This window comes from Paenibacillus sp. NPDC093718 (assembly GCF_050279985.1).
GTDB lineage: Bacteria > Bacillota > Bacilli > Paenibacillales > Paenibacillaceae > Paenibacillus_AQ.
Map to the genome: position 1 here is coordinate 259806 of NZ_JBNNUS010000002.1, position 18302 is coordinate 278107.

General features: G+C 47.6%; 16 protein-coding genes. 2 read left to right on the forward strand and 14 right to left on the reverse strand.

Going from position 1 to position 18302, the window contains the following annotated elements:
- Positions 1–19: 19 nt before the first annotated feature.
- The 8 genes from ACQKPA_RS06975 to ACQKPA_RS07010 form a co-directional block, all read right to left on the reverse strand.
- A complete protein-coding gene (locus ACQKPA_RS06975) occupies positions 20–850 on the reverse strand; it encodes a carbohydrate ABC transporter permease (RefSeq protein ID WP_427490682.1) in 831 nt (276 codons plus the stop codon).
- A 16-nt stretch (positions 851–866) separates the two neighbouring features.
- Positions 867–1739, reverse strand: coding sequence for a carbohydrate ABC transporter permease (locus tag ACQKPA_RS06980; RefSeq protein ID WP_427490684.1), 873 nt, complete (start codon positions 1737–1739; stop codon positions 867–869).
- 96 nt (positions 1740–1835) lie between these two features.
- On the reverse strand, positions 1836–3131 hold the full coding sequence (locus ACQKPA_RS06985) for an extracellular solute-binding protein (RefSeq protein WP_427490686.1): 1296 nt from the start codon (positions 3129–3131) through the stop codon (positions 1836–1838).
- A 300-nt stretch (positions 3132–3431) separates the two neighbouring features.
- Complete coding sequence (locus ACQKPA_RS06990; RefSeq protein WP_427490688.1) at positions 3432–4448, reverse strand: glycosidase; 1017 nt, start codon at positions 4446–4448, stop codon at positions 3432–3434.
- Between the two features lie 279 nt (positions 4449–4727).
- On the reverse strand, positions 4728–6227 hold the full coding sequence (locus ACQKPA_RS06995; RefSeq protein WP_427490690.1) for a malate:quinone oxidoreductase: 1500 nt from the start codon (positions 6225–6227) through the stop codon (positions 4728–4730).
- A gap of 428 nt (positions 6228–6655) precedes the next feature.
- On the reverse strand, positions 6656–7615 hold the full coding sequence (locus tag ACQKPA_RS07000) for an ABC transporter substrate-binding protein (protein WP_427490692.1): 960 nt from the start codon (positions 7613–7615) through the stop codon (positions 6656–6658).
- A 69-nt stretch (positions 7616–7684) separates the two neighbouring features.
- The gene (locus ACQKPA_RS07005; RefSeq protein ID WP_427490694.1) at positions 7685–9307 is read right to left on the reverse strand and encodes a helix-turn-helix domain-containing protein; all 1623 of its coding nucleotides are present in this window, start codon (positions 9305–9307) and stop codon (positions 7685–7687) included.
- 160 nt (positions 9308–9467) lie between these two features.
- Positions 9468–10094 (reverse strand): spore coat protein, encoded by a 627-nt coding sequence (locus ACQKPA_RS07010; protein ID WP_427490696.1) that lies wholly within the window; start codon positions 10092–10094, stop codon positions 9468–9470.
- Between the two features lie 498 nt (positions 10095–10592).
- On the opposite strand from ACQKPA_RS07010, the gene ACQKPA_RS07015 reads away from it, so the two are divergent.
- A complete protein-coding gene (locus tag ACQKPA_RS07015) occupies positions 10593–11267 on the forward strand; it encodes a helix-turn-helix transcriptional regulator (RefSeq protein WP_427490698.1) in 675 nt (224 codons plus the stop codon).
- Between the two features lie 195 nt (positions 11268–11462).
- On the opposite strand, the gene ACQKPA_RS07020 is transcribed toward ACQKPA_RS07015, so the two are convergent.
- From ACQKPA_RS07020 to ACQKPA_RS07045, 6 genes are all read right to left on the reverse strand, one after another.
- Complete coding sequence (locus ACQKPA_RS07020; RefSeq protein WP_427490700.1) at positions 11463–12833, reverse strand: BNR repeat-containing protein; 1371 nt, start codon at positions 12831–12833, stop codon at positions 11463–11465.
- 63 nt (positions 12834–12896) lie between these two features.
- Positions 12897–13202, reverse strand: coding sequence for a hypothetical protein (locus ACQKPA_RS07025; RefSeq protein ID WP_427490702.1), 306 nt, complete (start codon positions 13200–13202; stop codon positions 12897–12899).
- A gap of 700 nt (positions 13203–13902) precedes the next feature.
- On the reverse strand, positions 13903–14049 hold the full coding sequence (locus ACQKPA_RS07030; protein WP_427490704.1) for a hypothetical protein: 147 nt from the start codon (positions 14047–14049) through the stop codon (positions 13903–13905).
- A gap of 223 nt (positions 14050–14272) precedes the next feature.
- Positions 14273–15001, reverse strand: a complete 729-nt coding sequence (locus ACQKPA_RS07035; protein WP_427490706.1) for a DUF6138 family protein — start codon at positions 14999–15001, stop codon at positions 14273–14275.
- Positions 14994–15914, reverse strand: coding sequence for a DUF6138 family protein (locus tag ACQKPA_RS07040; protein ID WP_427490708.1), 921 nt, complete (start codon positions 15912–15914; stop codon positions 14994–14996). The genes ACQKPA_RS07035 and ACQKPA_RS07040 overlap by 8 nt, the downstream gene beginning before the upstream one ends.
- Before the next feature lie 304 nt (positions 15915–16218).
- A complete protein-coding gene (locus ACQKPA_RS07045) occupies positions 16219–16728 on the reverse strand; it encodes a helix-turn-helix transcriptional regulator (RefSeq protein WP_427490710.1) in 510 nt (169 codons plus the stop codon).
- A 201-nt stretch (positions 16729–16929) separates the two neighbouring features.
- On the opposite strand from ACQKPA_RS07045, the gene ACQKPA_RS07050 reads away from it, so the two are divergent.
- Complete coding sequence (locus ACQKPA_RS07050) at positions 16930–18159, forward strand: cytochrome P450 (protein WP_427490712.1); 1230 nt, start codon at positions 16930–16932, stop codon at positions 18157–18159.
- The last annotated feature ends 143 nt before the right edge of the window (positions 18160–18302 follow it).

Here is an 18302-nt window from a genome sequence, read left to right on the forward strand (position 1 = left end):
ATGTTGAACAGTAACCGGATTAGCCTTTTACTGCGCCTGCCGTCATGCCGTTAACAAGCTGTTTTTGCAGGAGCAGGTAAAAAATAATGATCGGTATAAGCGCGATCGTCAGGGCAGCCATTTGCAGCGTCAGGCTGGCCGTTTCAATGCCGACAAAGTTGGCGAGCCCCAGCGGCAATGTTTTCAGCGACGACGAACTGATCAAGACGAGTGCGAACAAGTACTCGTTCCAATTATAGATAAAGTTCAAAATCACGACGGTTGAAATGGCAGGGCGCGTGATCGGCAAAATAATCGACCAGAAAATTTTGAATACACCCGCGCCGTCCATGACGCCCGACTCTTCAAGATCCTTCGGGAATCCTCTCATAAAGCCTTCCAGAATAAAGATCGTCAACGACAAATGGAAGGCTGTGTAAGGAAGAATCAGCGATAAATGGGTATCCAGCAAATGCAGATTCCGCATGATCAAGAAGATCGGAATCAAGGTCGCATGGATCGGAACGACCATGCCCAGCAGAAATATCGCGTAAGTCGCACCGCGCAGCTTAAAATTGAACCGGGCTAAAAAGTAAGCCGCAAGCGATCCAAGAAGAACCGTCACGATCAATGACACTACCGTTACGATGATGCTGTTAAGGAAGTAGGTATCCATATTCGCCACTTCCCACGCCTTAGCGTAATTGGAGAATTGCAGCTCGGTCGGTATGGAGAACGGGTTCGCCGCATATTCCTGCTCGGTTTTGAACGAATCTACGATCATCCAAAAGAAAGGGATTATATTAATAATAGCGAATATCCCCAAAAAAGTGTATGCCGATAAATGGAACCATTTCGATTGTCTGTACATCTCCTCCCTCTCCCTTCTATTCCTTTTCTCTTGCTAATCGATTTACGATCGTGATGACGATAAGGCTAAACAGCAGAATTAAAACGGATACCGCGCTGCCGTAACCGAATCTCATATTCATAAACGAGCTGTTATACATATAGACGGTCATAACCTCCGTCGCATGTGCCGGTCCTCCGCCCGTCATGATCTGGATCAGATCGAACACTCGGAACGAATTGCTGATGCTGTAGACAACGGAGACGAGCAATGTCCCCCGGATCATCGGAATGGTAATGCGCATGATCCGGCTTAGTCCAGTCGCCCCATCCAATGCAGCCGCCTCATTGACTTCATCGGGGATGTTTTGCAAAGCTGCCAATAAAATAATCATATACAGTCCGCAGTTTTGCCATATATAAGCGATGCTGATCGAGATCATGGACCAAAACGGATCGCCCAGCCAATTCTGCTGCCAGCTCTCGAGTCCCAAAACACCAAGCAGATTGTTCAGCATCCCATATTCCGTGTTGTACACCATGCCCCAGATCAAGGACACCATGACCGATGAGATGACCACGGGCAGGAATCCGATCGTCCGGAAGAAACTGGAGCCCTTAAGTCCTCGATTCAGCAGCAGGGCCAGCAGCAGGCCAAGCGGGATCTGTCCCGCTATCCCGGTAAACATGATAATGATGTTGTTTTTTACCGACAACCAAAAAATATCATCCTTGAAAATATCTACGAAATTGTCCAGCCCGATAAAACGCATAGGCGTGATCCCATCCCAGTTCATCAAGGAATAATAGACCGATAAGCCGATGGGAAATATGGCAATACATATATAGATAATGAGTGCTGGCGCCAAGCCCAAGAAAATAGCCCATTTCGTATGCTTAAGCGTATGCATTGGCGTAACTCCTTTCTTTCTGCCTTTAATAAGAAAAACCCGCTGCCGGGTTTTTCTTTGTGCCATCATAATGTTGACTCAATGGAAATTCGTCGCTTACTTCATGCTGTCGAAAGCCTCCTGCACCTCTTGGGCGAGCTCCTCCGGCGTCCCTCTGCCGATGGTCAGAGCCTGCAATCCATTCTGCATGACGTCGGTAACTTGCGTCGGAATGACACTGTCGAACACCGGCGCCGTTCCCTTGTTGGTCAGCTCCAGCATTTCCTTGAGATACGGGCTCGCATCTTCAGGAATTTCCACGTTGGCCGGTACGACAACGCCTTTACTGATCAGATCTTTGTATAAGTCTTCATTGACAAAAAACTTGATAAATTCCTCGGCAGCCGCTTTCTTTTCATCGCTCAATCCTTTTTTAATGGAGATGCCGTACTGAACGACGCCCGCGCTTTTCACCGGATCGCCGGAACCGCCAGGGACGCTCGGGAAGAGCGCAATGCCGAATTTGTCCCCTTCCTCGTTGTTGATGCGGATTCTTCCGTCAACCGTAGAAGAAGAGATATGCATCGCTGCTTTGCCTTGAATGAAGTAATCCTGACCCTGTACGGAATCCATGTTGTTCGCATCCGTATTGAATGCCTCCAGCTTGGCGAGTTCGTCAATGACGGCAATCGCTTTCACATATTCGGGATCGGTAAATTTGGCTTCCTTGTTCAGGATTTTCTGCAAGAAATCACTGCCTACGTAACGGTCTCCGATAATCGATAAGAAGGACGATTGCAGCGGCCATTTCTCTTTATTGCCCAAGGATATCGGCGTAATGCCGGCTTCCTTCAGCTTTTTCACCGCATCGATGAACTCTTCGTAAGTAGCCGGAAATTGCTCGTAACCGACCTTTGCGAACATCTCTTTGTTGTAATAAATAATATCCACAAAGGTTTGTTTGGTTGGCACGGCAAATTGACTGTCGTTCTGATTAAACCCGGCCAATGCGTCCTCCGGCAAGATATCCTTCCAATTGTCCATCAGGTCATCCAGCGGCATCAGCAGATCCCCGGCTACCAGAGGAGCCAGATCGGCACCAGGCCATACGACATTGATATCCGACAGGTTGTTGGCGGCAGCCAGCGTGCGCAGCTTCGTTTTATACTCGGTTGCCGCTACCCCGTCCTGCTTGATGATGATGTCGGGATGCTGTTTTTCAAATTCGGCGATTCGCTCTTTGTACACCTCGTTATCCACGTTCGGCGAGGTCCACGGATGCATGATGTTCAAGGTAACCTTTTCCGGTTCGGCAGCATCTTTCTCTCCGGAACCGCAGGCCACGGTTGACATGAGCAGCAGCGCGGCTGTTCCGGTGAGCAGCAGCGTTCTAAGCTTCTTAGAAGTTCTCATTTGATATACCCCTCTCTTTATATGTTACATATCATGTTCTTATATTTAACAATATAAGATATATTAATTATACAATCGGGCTTCAGATCCCAATATCCATAAAAAAAACGATTTCATCTAATTTTTTTAAGTCATTTTGAATAGGTGGAATATATATAATGCACAATTTTGTTAACAGGCGTCAATATTAATAACATTAACTTGACAATTTTCCAGTTTAATGGTATCGCTTACATGTTGGGTTCTATAGAAAGCGTGACAGAGAAACCAATTTTTACTCTGCCACGCCTTAACTCAGCGTTATTGCGGTTCGTTCAAAATATAATCTACCAACTCATCCAAAGGAACCGTTGCGAGCGCGATCGCCGTATCCGTCACACCATAATAGATATAAAGAAGCCCGTCCTTGACTACATTACCTGTCGGGAAAACGACGTTCGGAATCTGATAGCCGAACTTTTCATAATATGTCTCCGGCTCCATAATAAAGCGGCGTGTTCTGGCGATGATTTTTTCCGGATTTTCCAAATCCAGCAGCAAGGCCCCTACGCGATATACCGTATCTTGGTCTACGCCGTGATAGAGCACCAGCCAACCTTTGTCTGTCCGCACCGGAGGCGTCGAGCCGCCGATTTTTTTAAACTCCCAATCGTTGTTCTCGGCCTTTGCCAGCAGCTTGGGTTCGTCCCAATGCACCAAGTCTTCGGAGTAGCTGATCCACATCGCTGCTTTTTCGGTTCCGTATTCCTCCCCAACGTATTCTTCCGGTCTGCGAAGCAGCACATACTTGCCGTTGATTTTCTCCGGGAACAGAATGTTGTCGCGATCATTAATATCTAGCGGCGTCGTATCGCATAGGTATTCCCAGTGAATGAGATCCTTGGAGGTCAATATTCCGGAGCGCGTCAGCCAATGGCCTTCCTCTTCGCCCCAGCCGTCCGGATATTCGGGAATCGAGCGTTCGGGAATGCCGGCTCCCGTCGGGTAATAGTTCATGGCGCACGGACGCAATGCATAGTTCAAATAAAAGGTATCGTCGATTTTGACGATCCGCGGGTCCTGGATGCTGCCGTAAGGAAATCCCAGCTGGTCCGGCGTTACGACAGGCTCGTCCAGCACATGGGTGAAATGCACGCCGTCCGTGCTCTCCAGGAGACCCAGGTAGTTTTTGCAGGGAGTCAGGGATCCCGCCGTCCGTTCAATCATATAAAATTTTCCGTTATCGATAATGACGGCCGGATTGAATACCGTCACCTTTCTCCAATCGTAAAGTCCAGGCACTACGATCGGATTCTCCGGATGCCGGGTAATTTTCATGGATAAGCCTCCTATGATCATTATGTAAGTGTTATCAATTTCTTGATTTCATTATAAGAGGCTTAGCCCATTCATAATATCCTGCAAACTTTCAATATTATCCGAAATATTGATATCTGTGATGCTTGTCTGTTAAATAACGTAAAAAAGCGGTTCAATGAATGAACCGCTTGGATCTTTGGCCATTTGGCCGAGACGTATATGGGACTATCCTTATTCGTGCGTTATCCATTAACTGCGCGATGTGTATTTTAAATGCCGCTTTCTACCTATCTAGTATTAACTATGCACCAGTACTTTTAAGCTTAGACCTAGCGCTTCCGCAGTTGATTCTTGAATTTCCTCGAATAAGGCCGGGTTTTTCGCAAGAGACATGCCGTATGAAGGAATCATTTCCTTAATTTTCGGCTCCCATTCTTCCATCTGTTGCGGGAAGCACTTCTCTAATACCTCGAGCATAACGTGAACAGCTGTCGAAGCGCCTGGGGAAGCACCGAGCAAGGCAGCGACCGATCCATCCGCGGCACTAACTACTTCGGTACCAAATTGAAGCGTTCCTTTACCCTTCGGTGTATCCTTAATCACTTGTACACGTTGGCCCGCCACGACGATTTCCCAATCCTCGCTTTTGGCGTTCGGAATAAACTCGCGTAATTCTTCCATACGCTTTTCATTCGATAGCACCACTTGCTGGATCAGGTATCGGGTTAATGCCATTTCTTTTACCCCAGCCGCCAGCATGGTGAACAGATTGTTCGGTTTCACGGAGCTGATCAAATCAAAATTCGACCCCGTTTTTAAGAACTTGGGCGAGAAGCCGGCAAACGGTCCGAAGAGCAATGCCTTTTGGTTGTCAATATATCTTGTGTCCAAGTGGGGAACCGACATCGGAGGAGCGCCAACCTTGGCTTTTCCGTATACTTTGGCATGATGCTGCGCTACCACTTCCGGGTTCTTGCATACCATGAATAGTCCGCTTACCGGGAATCCTCCAATATGTTTGGACTCGGGAATACCGGTTTTTTGCAACAAATGCAGACTTCCGCCCCCGCCGCCGATAAAGATGAACTTGGCCGTATGATATTCGGTTTTACCGTGCTCGATTTCATGCACTTTCACTTTCCACGAACCATCTTGTGTACGTTTAATATCCTTGACGCTATGCTTGTAATTGATCTCGACATCTTTGCTTTTCAAATGGTCAAACAGCATGCGCGTTAAAGCGCCAAAGTTAATGTCCGTCCCGGAGTCGATTTTGGTTGCCGCTAACGGCTCATTCGATGTACGCCCTTCCATAATAAGCGGAATCCATTCCTTCAGCTGATCCGGATCCTCGGAATATTCCATCCCTTGAAAGAGTGGATTGTTTGACAGCGCTTCAAAACGTTTTTTCAAAAAAGCCACATCTTTTTCGCCTTGCACTAAACTCATATGAGGAATAGGCATGATAAAGTCCTGCGGATTGCGAATCAGATTGCTGCTCACCAGATAAGACCAAAACTGTCTTGAAACCTGAAACTGTTCGTTAATATTAATCGCTTTGCTGATGTCTATAGATCCGTCAGGTTTTTCGGATGTATAGTTAAGCTCGCACAATGCGGAATGGCCGGTCCCCGCATTATTCCATTCATTGGAGCTTTCTTCCCCCGCGCTTGCGAGCTTCTCAAACACTTTGATCTCCCACTCAGGTACTAACTCTTTCAATAAGGCTCCCAATGTTGCGCTCATGACGCCGGCACCGATTAAGATAACGTCTGTTTTTTTCTCCATGTTGCTCATTATAAACCTTCCTTATCCCATATATTTGAAAAAAGATAGACATCCCTGCTAAAAATGTCATTAAAAAGCAAGGCGCCCTCTGAAAACACACCTTTTTTTGTGTCAATTATCACCATATTATAGTCTATTATAAATATTGATAGATTAAAATACCTACTATTATCTAATCATTATAAACGATTTAAAGTTGTTAACAAAGTGAGAAGATCCTCCACAATACCCAAACGCCCAAGAAACCAAGCATATACATAGGATTTAGAGATTAAGTCATTTTTTTACCACTAAAAAAAGCCGCAAGAATCGCGACTTCTTAAGCCTATCTGTCCCTTGGCCTCCGAGACTTTATCGACTGCATCTGACCGGCATTTCGAGAACCTTTTGTAAATGAATAAGTATGAATATCAGATTGACACTTTGTCGCTATGCAGCTACTTCCCGTTGCCAAGCAGCAGCATCGTCTGGATCTCCAATTGCTTCTCCAGCGAGATGAGATCGCCTGCCGAGAACTGATTGATATCCAATGTGTAGATGCGATTGTTTTTGTAAGCCGGAAGGGACTTCCAGATGGCACTCTCCAAAATCTCCTTGGCACGATCCCCGCCTCCGTCCGCATCGTAGACCGTCACGAACATATAATCCGCGGCCATCTCCGGCAGTGATTCCAAGGAAATGTCCAGACCGGCTCCTCCGTTTACGATCTGCTCTTTCACGGCTTCTGGCGGCTGATAGCCGAGACCCGAATACAGATTGCGAGTACCGCGCCCAAAGCTCTCACCTACAACCCAGAAATTTTTCGCCCAAATCTCATAGACACCAACCGTTTCTCCTTCCTTCACAATTCCGTCCAGCTTCGCCTTGGCCTCTGCAAGCTTCTCCTCATAATGCCGAATCGCTTCCTCCGCTTCCTCCGATTTCCCGAGGAATTCTCCGAACTCACGCAGCTCGGCATACAGATCCTTTGCTCCCCAGGGAATAACAATCGTTGGTGCGATTTTGGCGAATTGCTCATAGTTCTTATCGGAAGGTCTAATAATGAGATCGGGGTCAAGAGACACAATTTTCTCAAGCGCCGCCTTATCGTCGCCGATATCCTCAATGCCATCGGTCAGATCCTGCAAAAAATATTGATTCAGGCTGGCCGTTCCGGCGCCGACTGGCTTAACTCCCAAGGTCAGCAGATGGCCGAGATATTGCGTGGCGACAATTCGCTTCGGGTCCTTTGGAATCTCGATCTCGCCCATGACCGTTTCATATTTACGTGTTGCCCCTGTTTGCTGGTCGCCATTGTTTACGACATTTTCGCTTTGCTGCTGCGTGTCTCCGCAGGCTCCCAGCACAATGACCATACCTCCGATCAGAGACAACATCAATCCTCTAAGCAACCACATCTTTGAACCCTCCATCGTGTTGATAATGATTATCATTATTATCATGATAACGGCAAGGGTTGCACGAGTCTATTGCGTTCCGTAAGCGGTTCTATGGACATTTGTTAGAAGTTCGGTGAGTATGGACAATTGCTGCTGCAAAGCAAGCGGATCATTATATTTAAATAGCTCCAGATCGAGAAAGAACACATTCCCGTTTCGAACGGCAGGCAAGCTTCTCCATTCCTTGCTGTTCATGACACGTTCTGCATAGCCTGCACCTCCAGCCCCTTCCCAGATGGTTACAAACATATAATCTGCGGCATAAGCAGCCAGCATGTTCGGCGTTAACTCCAAGCCGACTCCCTCACCCAATACGTGTTCTGCAAGCGGCTCTGGTGGCCGAAACGAGAACGTCTGGTATAAATGGCGCAAGCCTCTTCCATACGCCATATTAACCGCCCATAGCCGATCCGCCCAAAACTCAAACACGGCAGCCGTAGCATGTGAACTGATCAGTTTAGCTACTTGAACAGCAGCTTGCTCCTCCTTCGCTCGAAATCCATCAATCCAGTTCTTCGCTTCGCGTTCGCGGTTGAGTGCTCTGCCTAATCGCAGCAGTTCGTCGAGCGGGTCTTCCTGTCCCCAAGGAAGTGAAATGGTTGGAGCAAGCTGGGATAAGGGCTCGCTATTCGGTCCGGACGTGACGATCAGATCGGGCTGCAACGATGATATCGTCTGGAGCGATCGAGCATCTCCTACATCCTCTACATTCCCCAGCTTTCCGACATAGGGACGGGCACGCAGCAGATTGGTCGAAGTTCCAGCGGGCGTAAGTCCAAGCGCCAGCAAATGACCCACATATTGCAGGGCCACAATACGCTTCGGACGCTGGATATAATCGCGAGGAGAGTAGCCGAAATACTGCTTGAATTTCCGGCTTAAATATAAACCGTCCTGGTAGCCGATTTCCCGCGCGATTCGATCGAGATTACGATCGTCGCCGCTAAGCAATTCCTCCCTGGCTTTCTCCAGGCGGAGCCGCGTCAGATACTCCGAGAAGCCGGATCCCGTTGCTCTTTTGAACGATACAGAGAAGTGTTCCGGGGTTAATCCTACCCTCTTTGCCATGTCGTTACGGGTTATCGCCTCGGCGAAATGCTTCTCCATATAATCCACCACAATTCTCATACGCTCCAGCCAATCCTCTTCCCGCTCCACATCGTCGGTTGACTGCAGCAGCGTACCCAACAGTTGTTTAAATACCGCATCTATGCGAAGGTCAGCAGCAAGTCTCCCGCTGCTGACTCCGGGAATTTGCTTGAATTGGTATAATTCTTGAACAAGAACAAGAGCCTCGTGAGTAGCGGCGACGGGAAGCTTACCGGTGTCCATCAATGCAGAGATTCGCTTGCCGTATATGATTCGGCTTGTTGTCCGCTCCTTGAACTCCCAAACATCGTATCGCAATTCATAAAGCTCGAGCGGAACCGACGAGTTTGGCGTCCGACGTATGTCGGCAATCGTCCCCGGCGGACAATAACAGATCGCCTTCGCTTTCAAGCGATGCCTAACTCCATTCAAATACAAATCCCCAGAACCTTTACTTACCAATAACAGGGTATGTGTTTCCATGAATCCGCCGGCAGTCTCTTCGGTATGACCAAGCTTGATAAAGTGTACCCCAAACAGCGAATATTGCGTTTCTTCCATGCTGACGGCCACCCCTTCAGACTGTAACTTGTTTTATCCTATTATAGTATAGATGATAATCATTCTCAATTAATATCCAGTCGCTGAGATTATGTATTGCTTTTCCTTTCAGAAGAATTAAAAAAAGCGCCTTGTCCATACGGACAAAGCGCTTTGATTATTAGTGTGGGGGCATATTGCCAGGCATTGGGGCTGTGCCGTAGCTATTCTGCATGTACTGCATATCTTGCTGAGGCAGCTGCGGTACTTGATAGTATCCATGCTTATTCTGATATAGCGAAATCTCATAAGCCATCTCGATGCAGTTGGGAAGGGAATCGGCAAGCACGCGGCGTACGACCGGATTCGTAGATTCCATGGCTGCATTGGTTTTCATCGTAGCACCCGATTTCACTGCGTTCAACATGCTGAGCGCGATGGTTTCATCGTTGATCTCGGCTGTGGACTGCATCGGTTTTTTCGGTTGGCCTGGTTTCATGCCGTAAATAAAGTCATTGCCCTGCTTCATTTTATAGCTTTGCGTCGGCTTTGAAGGATCTTGTCCTGATTTAAAACACTCTAAGGTGATGTTATACTCATCAGCCATAAATTGCTTCTGGCGCTGCAGGATATCCCGAAGCTCCGGATCCTGCACATGTCCGCCCAGCATGGTATAGGTGTTCATGGTATTGATAGCCCCTGCCAATACTTCGTGGACATCAAACATCTCATGACCGCCGTGGTTCAATTGTGGAGGAATCATACCGGTCTCCATGTTTTGATGATTTTGTGGTTGTTCGAATTGCATTCTCGTACCTCCTAATATGGTTTGCTTACATGTCAATCAAGTAATTTCAACAAAGTGGTAGCTGTATATAACGGCTTCTTTCTGCAGTTCAGGTTTATTGTTAATTAAAAAAGCCGAAAGTATTCAGGGTATTTTTAGCGAACACAAGTTTTGTTGATGCTTATATTTTCATTGATATTTTTTTCCATCTTTTGTCTGATCCATATCGTAAGAAGCAGCATTAAAGGCATCGCCACCTGGAAGATGGGTGTTACATATGTCACGACAAACTTAATCCCAAGCCATATATGATGTTTTCGATGGAAATTCAGGAAAATCCGGTTCGCCCGCCGACGCGGGGCGATCACGAGGGGGAAGGGGATACCATCAAAAACATTTCCTTCCACCATCTAGTCGGCTAGTTATGTGCAGCAGGCGATGCGCTGGATCGACACGGGATTCGAGCATGTGGAAATACCACTTCTCGAAAGAGAAGCTGGCATTCAGGGAGACGTTGAAATGAGATTCAGGCAGCTTGCGTTAAGGCACGCGGATACGGCAATGACAGCATTCGTACGCAGGGATGGCTCCGTGAATCATATCGTGGAATTTTATCCGTACGAAGGCGGCGTTGTCCAAAGGCGTCACGGCATGTTTGCTGTTTATGGCAGGGCAGACATCCGACCCAGGCGTTTGATTTGCAGGCTGCCGAAGAAGCGGTCGAACGTAATTTCGACGATTATGAGTATCGGCGCACACCGATCGGAGCCCCGGGACGTGGAGGATTCAGCCGGTCATGCATCTAATATTTTGACGAGCCCTCCCGATCGGCCGGACCGGCACTGTTCCAGCGCGGATATCGTGCGTGCGGTAAGGGACTACATCCTCGGGCATCTGGGCGACGGCCTTAGTCTTGATGAATTGGGCGGTATCGTGCATCTCCATCCCGTCTACCTGTCCAAATTGTATAAGCAGGAAACGGGTGAAAACCTGTCGAGTTACATTCTGCGCGCCCGCTTGGAGAAATCGGCCCACCTGCTGGAGGTTTCCCATCTTCATGTCATGGACATCGCGCGTATGGTCGGTTACCGGAAACCGCAATATTTTATCAAGCTGTTTAAGGAGCTCTACGGCATCACACCGTACCAATACCGCAGGCAACGAATTGCGCAATCCTTCAGGACGGACGGTTAGGGCTCCAATTGCATATACATGATTAGATCCTTAATACTTAGGTGCTTGTCTTATTTAGCCATTATCAATACAACGTTCATCGGGAAGCAGTTTCTTAAACAAAAATTTCTTGCCTCAAAATAAAAAATCGACCGTTTCTCCCTAACAGGAAACGGTCGACTTCCAAGATGCTCTTCGGCGTTGCGGGTAAATGACTTATGCCGAAGGATCGGTCCTCCCTCCGTCTTCAATCGCTACGTTTTCACACAAGGTTCGCAGCACCGTCGTATAACCCAATCGCCCTTGCGAATGATCCCAATAGTAGTAATCCCCGTGCATCCATATCAAATCATACGGTTCGCCCAGTGCTGCATGGCGAACGACGAAAGGTCGAATGTTGTTTTGAGTCGAGTTTTCGGTGACTTGATGTATTTCGGCGATCGTCCCGTCATTTGCGATGACACAATGATGAATTTCGAAGACCTCACCGTGTTTACCTTCTACAGGGATTGACATATACACGGTGGCAGGGTCGTTATGATCCAGTGTCAAGCCTCCGGAATAGCAATGTTCTCTTTGATCATTTTGATGGAACCATCGTCCGCCATCCGCCAACGGTGTAATCTGCCAATCGGAGCCGGACCACTTGGCGTAACAATAGTGATGACGATCCTTGTCCTCATTGATCCTAACAAACAAGATCACCGGGTATCCCTCTTTATCCGCGGCAATATCCCAGTTCCAGCCGCGTATGCCCGGCTGGCGATCCACCAAATGGGCCGGATTGGTTTCATTGTTATCCAGCTTCAGCGGCCCGCGGTTCAGATCTGCGAGCTGATATCCATCAGCGCCGTGCAGCGTCAGGGTATTCACGTCCAGATACGAATAGTATAACGAATTCGGAGTCATATTGTCCGGATGCGTATAGGTATACGTCATCATAATTTTGTCTTTGCCGTTCGTTTCGTACTTGGCATACGGCCTTTTTCCGGTTTCTTGTTCATGGCACCTGGAATCCACAATCTGCTTCGGTTCCATATCGAAAGAGACGTTGCCTTCGAGATCCGGCAGCGTGAACCTTGCAACAGTCGGATGCCAGTTCACGCCGCGCCACAGCAGATAGAAATAATCGGGCTGATCCGTCAGCACGAAGGGAGAAGGATAGGTGGTGTTCCCATATCCCGTGGTATCGATTATTTTTTCAGGCCCTAAGGTTTCTAGATCGTCAGGACGGACTGTTACGCGATAATAAATAGATGGGGTTGTCGAGTGCTCGGAATAAAAAATCATCACCCGGCCGTCGGGCAGTGCCAAAAACGTCGGATTATTATGGTCATCCTGCTGAAAACCCGCTCGTACCCGCACTTGCTTGCGTTCTTGGCTCACATGATCATATTGAACCGCCTGGATGCTGCCCGCAACATCAATGTACCCGATGTATGTCTTGTCGCTACCCGTCACAGCATTGACATGTCGCAGCGCCCTCGGATCGGCAAACCAGCACCAGGCACCGTCACTGGTAAGGGTTGTAGGGATGCGTTCGATGCGTTCAGGTTCAACATTAAGGTTTCTATTGGAATTCGTCATTTGAGACCTCCTCGCTTCCTTGTCGGATCACTAGATTGCTTCATGATTATCCCTTATCATTTCTTAGCAGCGAATGCATCCAGCTGATTCTGCAGCTCCTCCATGAAGCTCGGGAATCCAGCTTCGTTCCGTGTGGGCCTTCTCGATCAGCTTGAGCGCAATTTCCTTATTCTTGGAGTGCGCGCCGACCGAGATCATCGTGATGTTGTCCGGTGTCATAAAAGGCATGTAATTCGGCACGTGGACCATATAATAATCAAACCATCCGTACTCAAACTCGGGAAACAATTCCTTGAGCACTCCGATGTAGCCGCTGCTGACTGCGCCGAAATGGTTGTTGAATTCCAGCGGCTTCTTATCCGTTTTCATCCATTCCAACGTTTCGCCGGTGGCGTTTCCCTGGGCGGCCAAAATCTCGCGGCTTACGATTCCGTCCTCATACCACTACTTGGCTCGAAGCAGCACCTGCTTATACTCCGGGGTATCATACATGCTGAGCCCCCGGCAAATTGTATTGCGGGATTGCCGAAGAGCCTGCCATGGATCATGTTGTTGCAGTGGATGAGCATTTGCGGCAAAATAGCGTATCCTCTGTCCTCATGATCTCAATAAGAGGCCGATTTTACCAAAAGAACACCGGGAAAACGCCTAGTATTACCATTCCCCTCATTAGGATCACCGCCGTCGATCTAGCTAGGTTTTAGCAGAAAGGCAATGCCGGATGCCCAGTAGTAGCCGAGCATGGCTGCCAGTGAAATTAAACTTTCCATGGATTTTTGGTATTAAAGGACCATGGTTCCGCTATTTCGTTGTTTTACCTATTTCACAGCAATATGCGGACAAGAGATCCGCTATTGCAGGATTTAGCGTGGAATCATTCGCGATTATGGTGCAATAACGGATCCTGTGTCCGCTAGATCACCATAATGAACCCATTTCGGCAAAATAGCGGAGCCTCTGTCCTCATCATCTCAATATGAGGCAATTCCAGCACGAAGAGTATCCTCTGTCCTCATCATCTCAATATGAGGCAATTCCAACACGAAGCGAAGCCTCTATCTTCATGATCTCAATACGAGGCAATTCCAGCACGAAGCGGAGCCTGCGAGCCGTCTTCTGCCTGAAGAATTTCTTGTATGCCCAGCCGCTCCCATTCGATCGCCTCAACGAGGCCTTCCCTTGTGTAAACGTCGTCGTCTGCAATCAGCACTTTCATCGAATGGCCCCTCCCCTACATTCATAAGTTCCGCAGATTCTTAAAGACAACGCTTTCAATTTTTCGAATGGCTCCAAACTTTTCCTGTCTTCTTGTCCGTATTTTATATCAATGTGTCTCCCTTTAGCTACTATATTGCCTGGAATAGTTAGATAAATATAAAAAAAGCTGCCTTTCAGCAGCTGATTATGGACTCATTTAAGGATGGCCTAATTGAACACGATTACTTCCGACAGGCGGCTTCCGCCAAATCGGTGAGCCACTGCGCCCTCTCTCCTTCGGCTTTGGCGGCTATCTTCTTCAGCTTGTCCGTTCCGCCCCAGATCAAATATACGATACGCCCCACCTGGTAATACGGGAGGCCGCGAACTTGATCGAGCAGCAGTCTGACGTTTAGCCCGTGTTCCATGTCCGATTGGATCTTCAGTTTCATCGAATCGTTGCACTTTACCAAGGTTGGAATGGTTTCGATATTAACGCCATGCCGCTCAGTAAAAGCTATCGTGAAATGGTTTTGAACGGATTGGTGTTCGTCATCAACTTTGCCCATGTATTCTCCCACCAATGGCAAAAACGTTGTATCCCTCAATCCGAGGCCAAAGACGGCATAGCTTCCTGGCATGCAGTTTTTGTCCCCTTCCGTATCCGCATACCATTCAAACGGTTCCATCGCTGCTTTGGCATACTCCTCCATGAAGGGATACAAATCCGGGTATTCCAAGGCGTTGGCGAAGAACCGATGCGTTCCCGACTTAGCCAATCCTTTGATCGGCAGCCACTGCTTGACCGGGGATTTCAGTTTGATTTGGTAGCTTTTCGGGAATCCCAGGTTGAAGAGCCGTGTCAGAAACCTGAGCGCGCGAGCGTAACTCTCCCCCGTTTCCTGCTTAATGGCTATGGAGATCTCGGCAAACACATCGTTGGCCGTACATTCCACCATTTCGTCACGCAAGGACGTCTTCCTTGGCGAAGGTCCCGCTTCCTTCTTTAGTCAATCGTTGGGCCCGTTCGCTTCCCAGTTCCTTGGCGCAATTCAACATAGTCAATCCTGTGCTTCTGCTATAAGAAGGCTCGTATTTCAGAATCAGGATGGCGGCATAAATCAGCAGTTCGATTGGACCTTGCTCGGTATTTTCCAAATGAATGCCGATTTTTTTCTTATATTCCGGCTGCCACTCCGTCCCGATATTATCGAAATAACGCGGAAGCGAACGCTCCTCAGCCCAATTCCGCAAAGCCGTAATTAGATAAGAACGATGCTCTGCGAGATGTTGGTTCCCTTTGTTCAATTGCTGAACCCGCTCAAAAACGGAAATGATCCAGGCGGGATCCGCGTCTGGAAACAGTCCCTCGTCCAGGATGTGCCTGGACAGGAAAAACGTCTCCAACGGTTTCGTCGGATAGGTTCCCGCTTCTAGCTTATTGGCAATATAGATTGAGATTCGTTCCTGTAATTGCTTCTTCTTTGTCTCATCTGCGTATGTAAGAATACAAAGGTTAAGATCGCCTTCCCGCACTCGAAACTTGCCGTTAAACGTAAACTGATAATCGATTAACGCGCTCGGCATCTCGTCCAATATATGCTGCATATAAGAGGATAGCTCAGGAACGATGTGCTCTCGCACATGTTCTTCGGTCAACGGCTCATCAGGTGTGCCCCTGTCTCCAGGCATCGATAAGTCCAGCTCGTCATCCGTCATGCTCACTCTGCCCTTGTTATATTCGAGCAGCGCATAGTCGTGAATCCCGATCTGCAGCGAAGTACGCTTCACGATTTTGTCCGCGTTTTTATCGCCGATATAAGCCATCCATTTGTCGATCTCCCGTTTCATTTCGTTCAAAAGTGTTTCCAGTGTCTGATCCATGTTCCACTAATACTCCTTTATATCATTTCGTATTGTTCCTCATCTGCTCTAACAGCTTTGGCCAAATGCGGCTGTCTCTCTTTCTCCTTCATACCCTTTCACTCTCCATGATCATGATTAAACCTCCATTCGCCGCTCATAAATAGACTTAATTCCAACCAAATATTGGAATATACTGCTTCATCTATGATACTATAAAACCGACTCATTTAAAGATCATTTCTAAGAGCATACATTCGCGCTAAAACATCGTCGTGCTTGATGCTACGTTGATTTAAGATCTGGTCGAAGTCGTATTTACCTATCAGGTTAAGCTGCTGACCAGCCTATCGATCCACGCCAATTCGCCTTGAACCTGGGAGACCGAATACCGCAGAACCTCGTCCCGGAACAACTCGTCCCCGCTTTCATCCAGTCTTCTCTCGATATCTGACAGCAGCTCTTCCAAGTCCTTCTTTCTCCTATGTAAAATCCGATTCCGGTCCTCCTTAGAAATACGATCGAACAGCGACACTCTAACCATGAATTCGATTTGATGTTTTGCATCTTTTTCGGTGAATTCGTTAATGAGATTTGTGATTTTTTCCCTCCCTGCTTCTGTAATTTCATACACATACTGATTCGGTCTGCCTTCTTGCTCATTTCGATGTTTACGAACAAATCCCTCATCCGTAAATTTTCGCAATGTCGGGTATAACATGTTGTGATTGACGTCCATCAAATAACCGAGATCCTTTTGGATTTCCTTTTTTATTTCATACCCGTGTTTCGGGGATTTATCGATTTGGATCAGAATGAGAAGTTCAAGATACATGATCGTTCAGGCCTTTCGTCGACGGATTTGACAAAACTGCTGCAGAATGAACAGCACACCTCTAGCGTATATGTTCTACCAAAATCCGACAAGGCAGAATATAAACAGAACTTTGGACATGGGTCATTGGAAACTATGACCAATTACAACTCTATGTTAAATTAACATATGTTAAATTACACTAGATTTGGAGGGAATCTAATGAATCATGAGATCATCTCGTTAGAGGAAATCACGCAGTTCCATTCACCGACCGAAGAATTCAATCCTTATGATTGGTACAAACACAAATTGCAGCATGAGCCCATCGTTTATAATCAGGCGACCCAAAGCTGGAACGTCTTCCGATACAATGACGTCCAGAGGGTTCTTAAGGATCATGAATATTTCTCTAGTGTAAGAACGCGGACGATGATCAGCGTTGGCGCCGATAATGACGAAGGCAAGAAAATGAGTAAGATCAACCTACAATCAGACCCCCCGGAACACCAGAAAAGCCGTGCCTTGATATCGGCCGCTTTCACCCCTCGCAGCTTGAAGCTCTGGGAACCGCGCATTCAAGAGATTGCAGACCAGCTTCTGCAGGAAATGGGAGACGCCCATGTCATTGACATCGTCCAACATTATGCCAGTGCGCTGCCGACGATCGTCATAGCGGATCTGCTCGGAGTTCCTTCCGAAGACCGGTTATTATTCAAGGAATGGGTAAACCATCTGTTCCTGCCCCTGCCCAAAAACCATTCGGAAGATGTACAAGAACTGAAGCGTCATGCAGCCAAGGAATATTACAACTACCTCTATCCTCATATCGTCCAAAAAAGAGCCAATCTCGCGGACGATATCATTTCCGACCTCATCCAAGCCGAGGTGGACGGGGATCGGTTATCGGACGATGAGATCGTCAGAACGACGATGTTTATCCTGGGTGCGGGTATTGAAACGACGACTCATCTGCTAGCCAATACGTTTTATTCCTTCTTATATGACAACAACCAAATTTACGGGGAAATCCAGGCTAACCGCGAGCTTCTTCCCAATGCCATAGAGGAAATGCTTCGCTATCGGTTTAACATTGCAAAAATGGATCGAACCGTCAAACAGGACAATCAGGTTCTCGGCGTGGATATGAAACAAGGGGATCTCGTCGTCGCCTGGATGAGTGCTGCCAATATGGATGAAGAGGTATTTGAGGATCCTTTCACCTTGAACATCCACCGTGCCAATAACAAAAAGCATTTAACCTTTGGGAATGGCGCTCACTTCTGCCTGGGCGCTCCGTTGGCACGGCTGGAAGCGAATATTGCGATAAGCAGGTTCATGGATTTCTTCCCGCGCATTGAACCGGTTCCTGAATTTAAACTGGAAGATAACCTGAGTCCTTCCGCGGCAGGACAAATGTTGACTCAACTTCCAATCCGTGTTCATCGGTAAGGCTGACCTGTCTCATTTCACTAGTTACAATCAAAAAAAGCCCTGCACAGCAAGGGCACATGGTATCCGGAGGCCCTGTCTATTCTAAAGGCACAGGGTCTCTCACTTTTTATGCACTCATTCTTTCACTATGTTACCTCTTT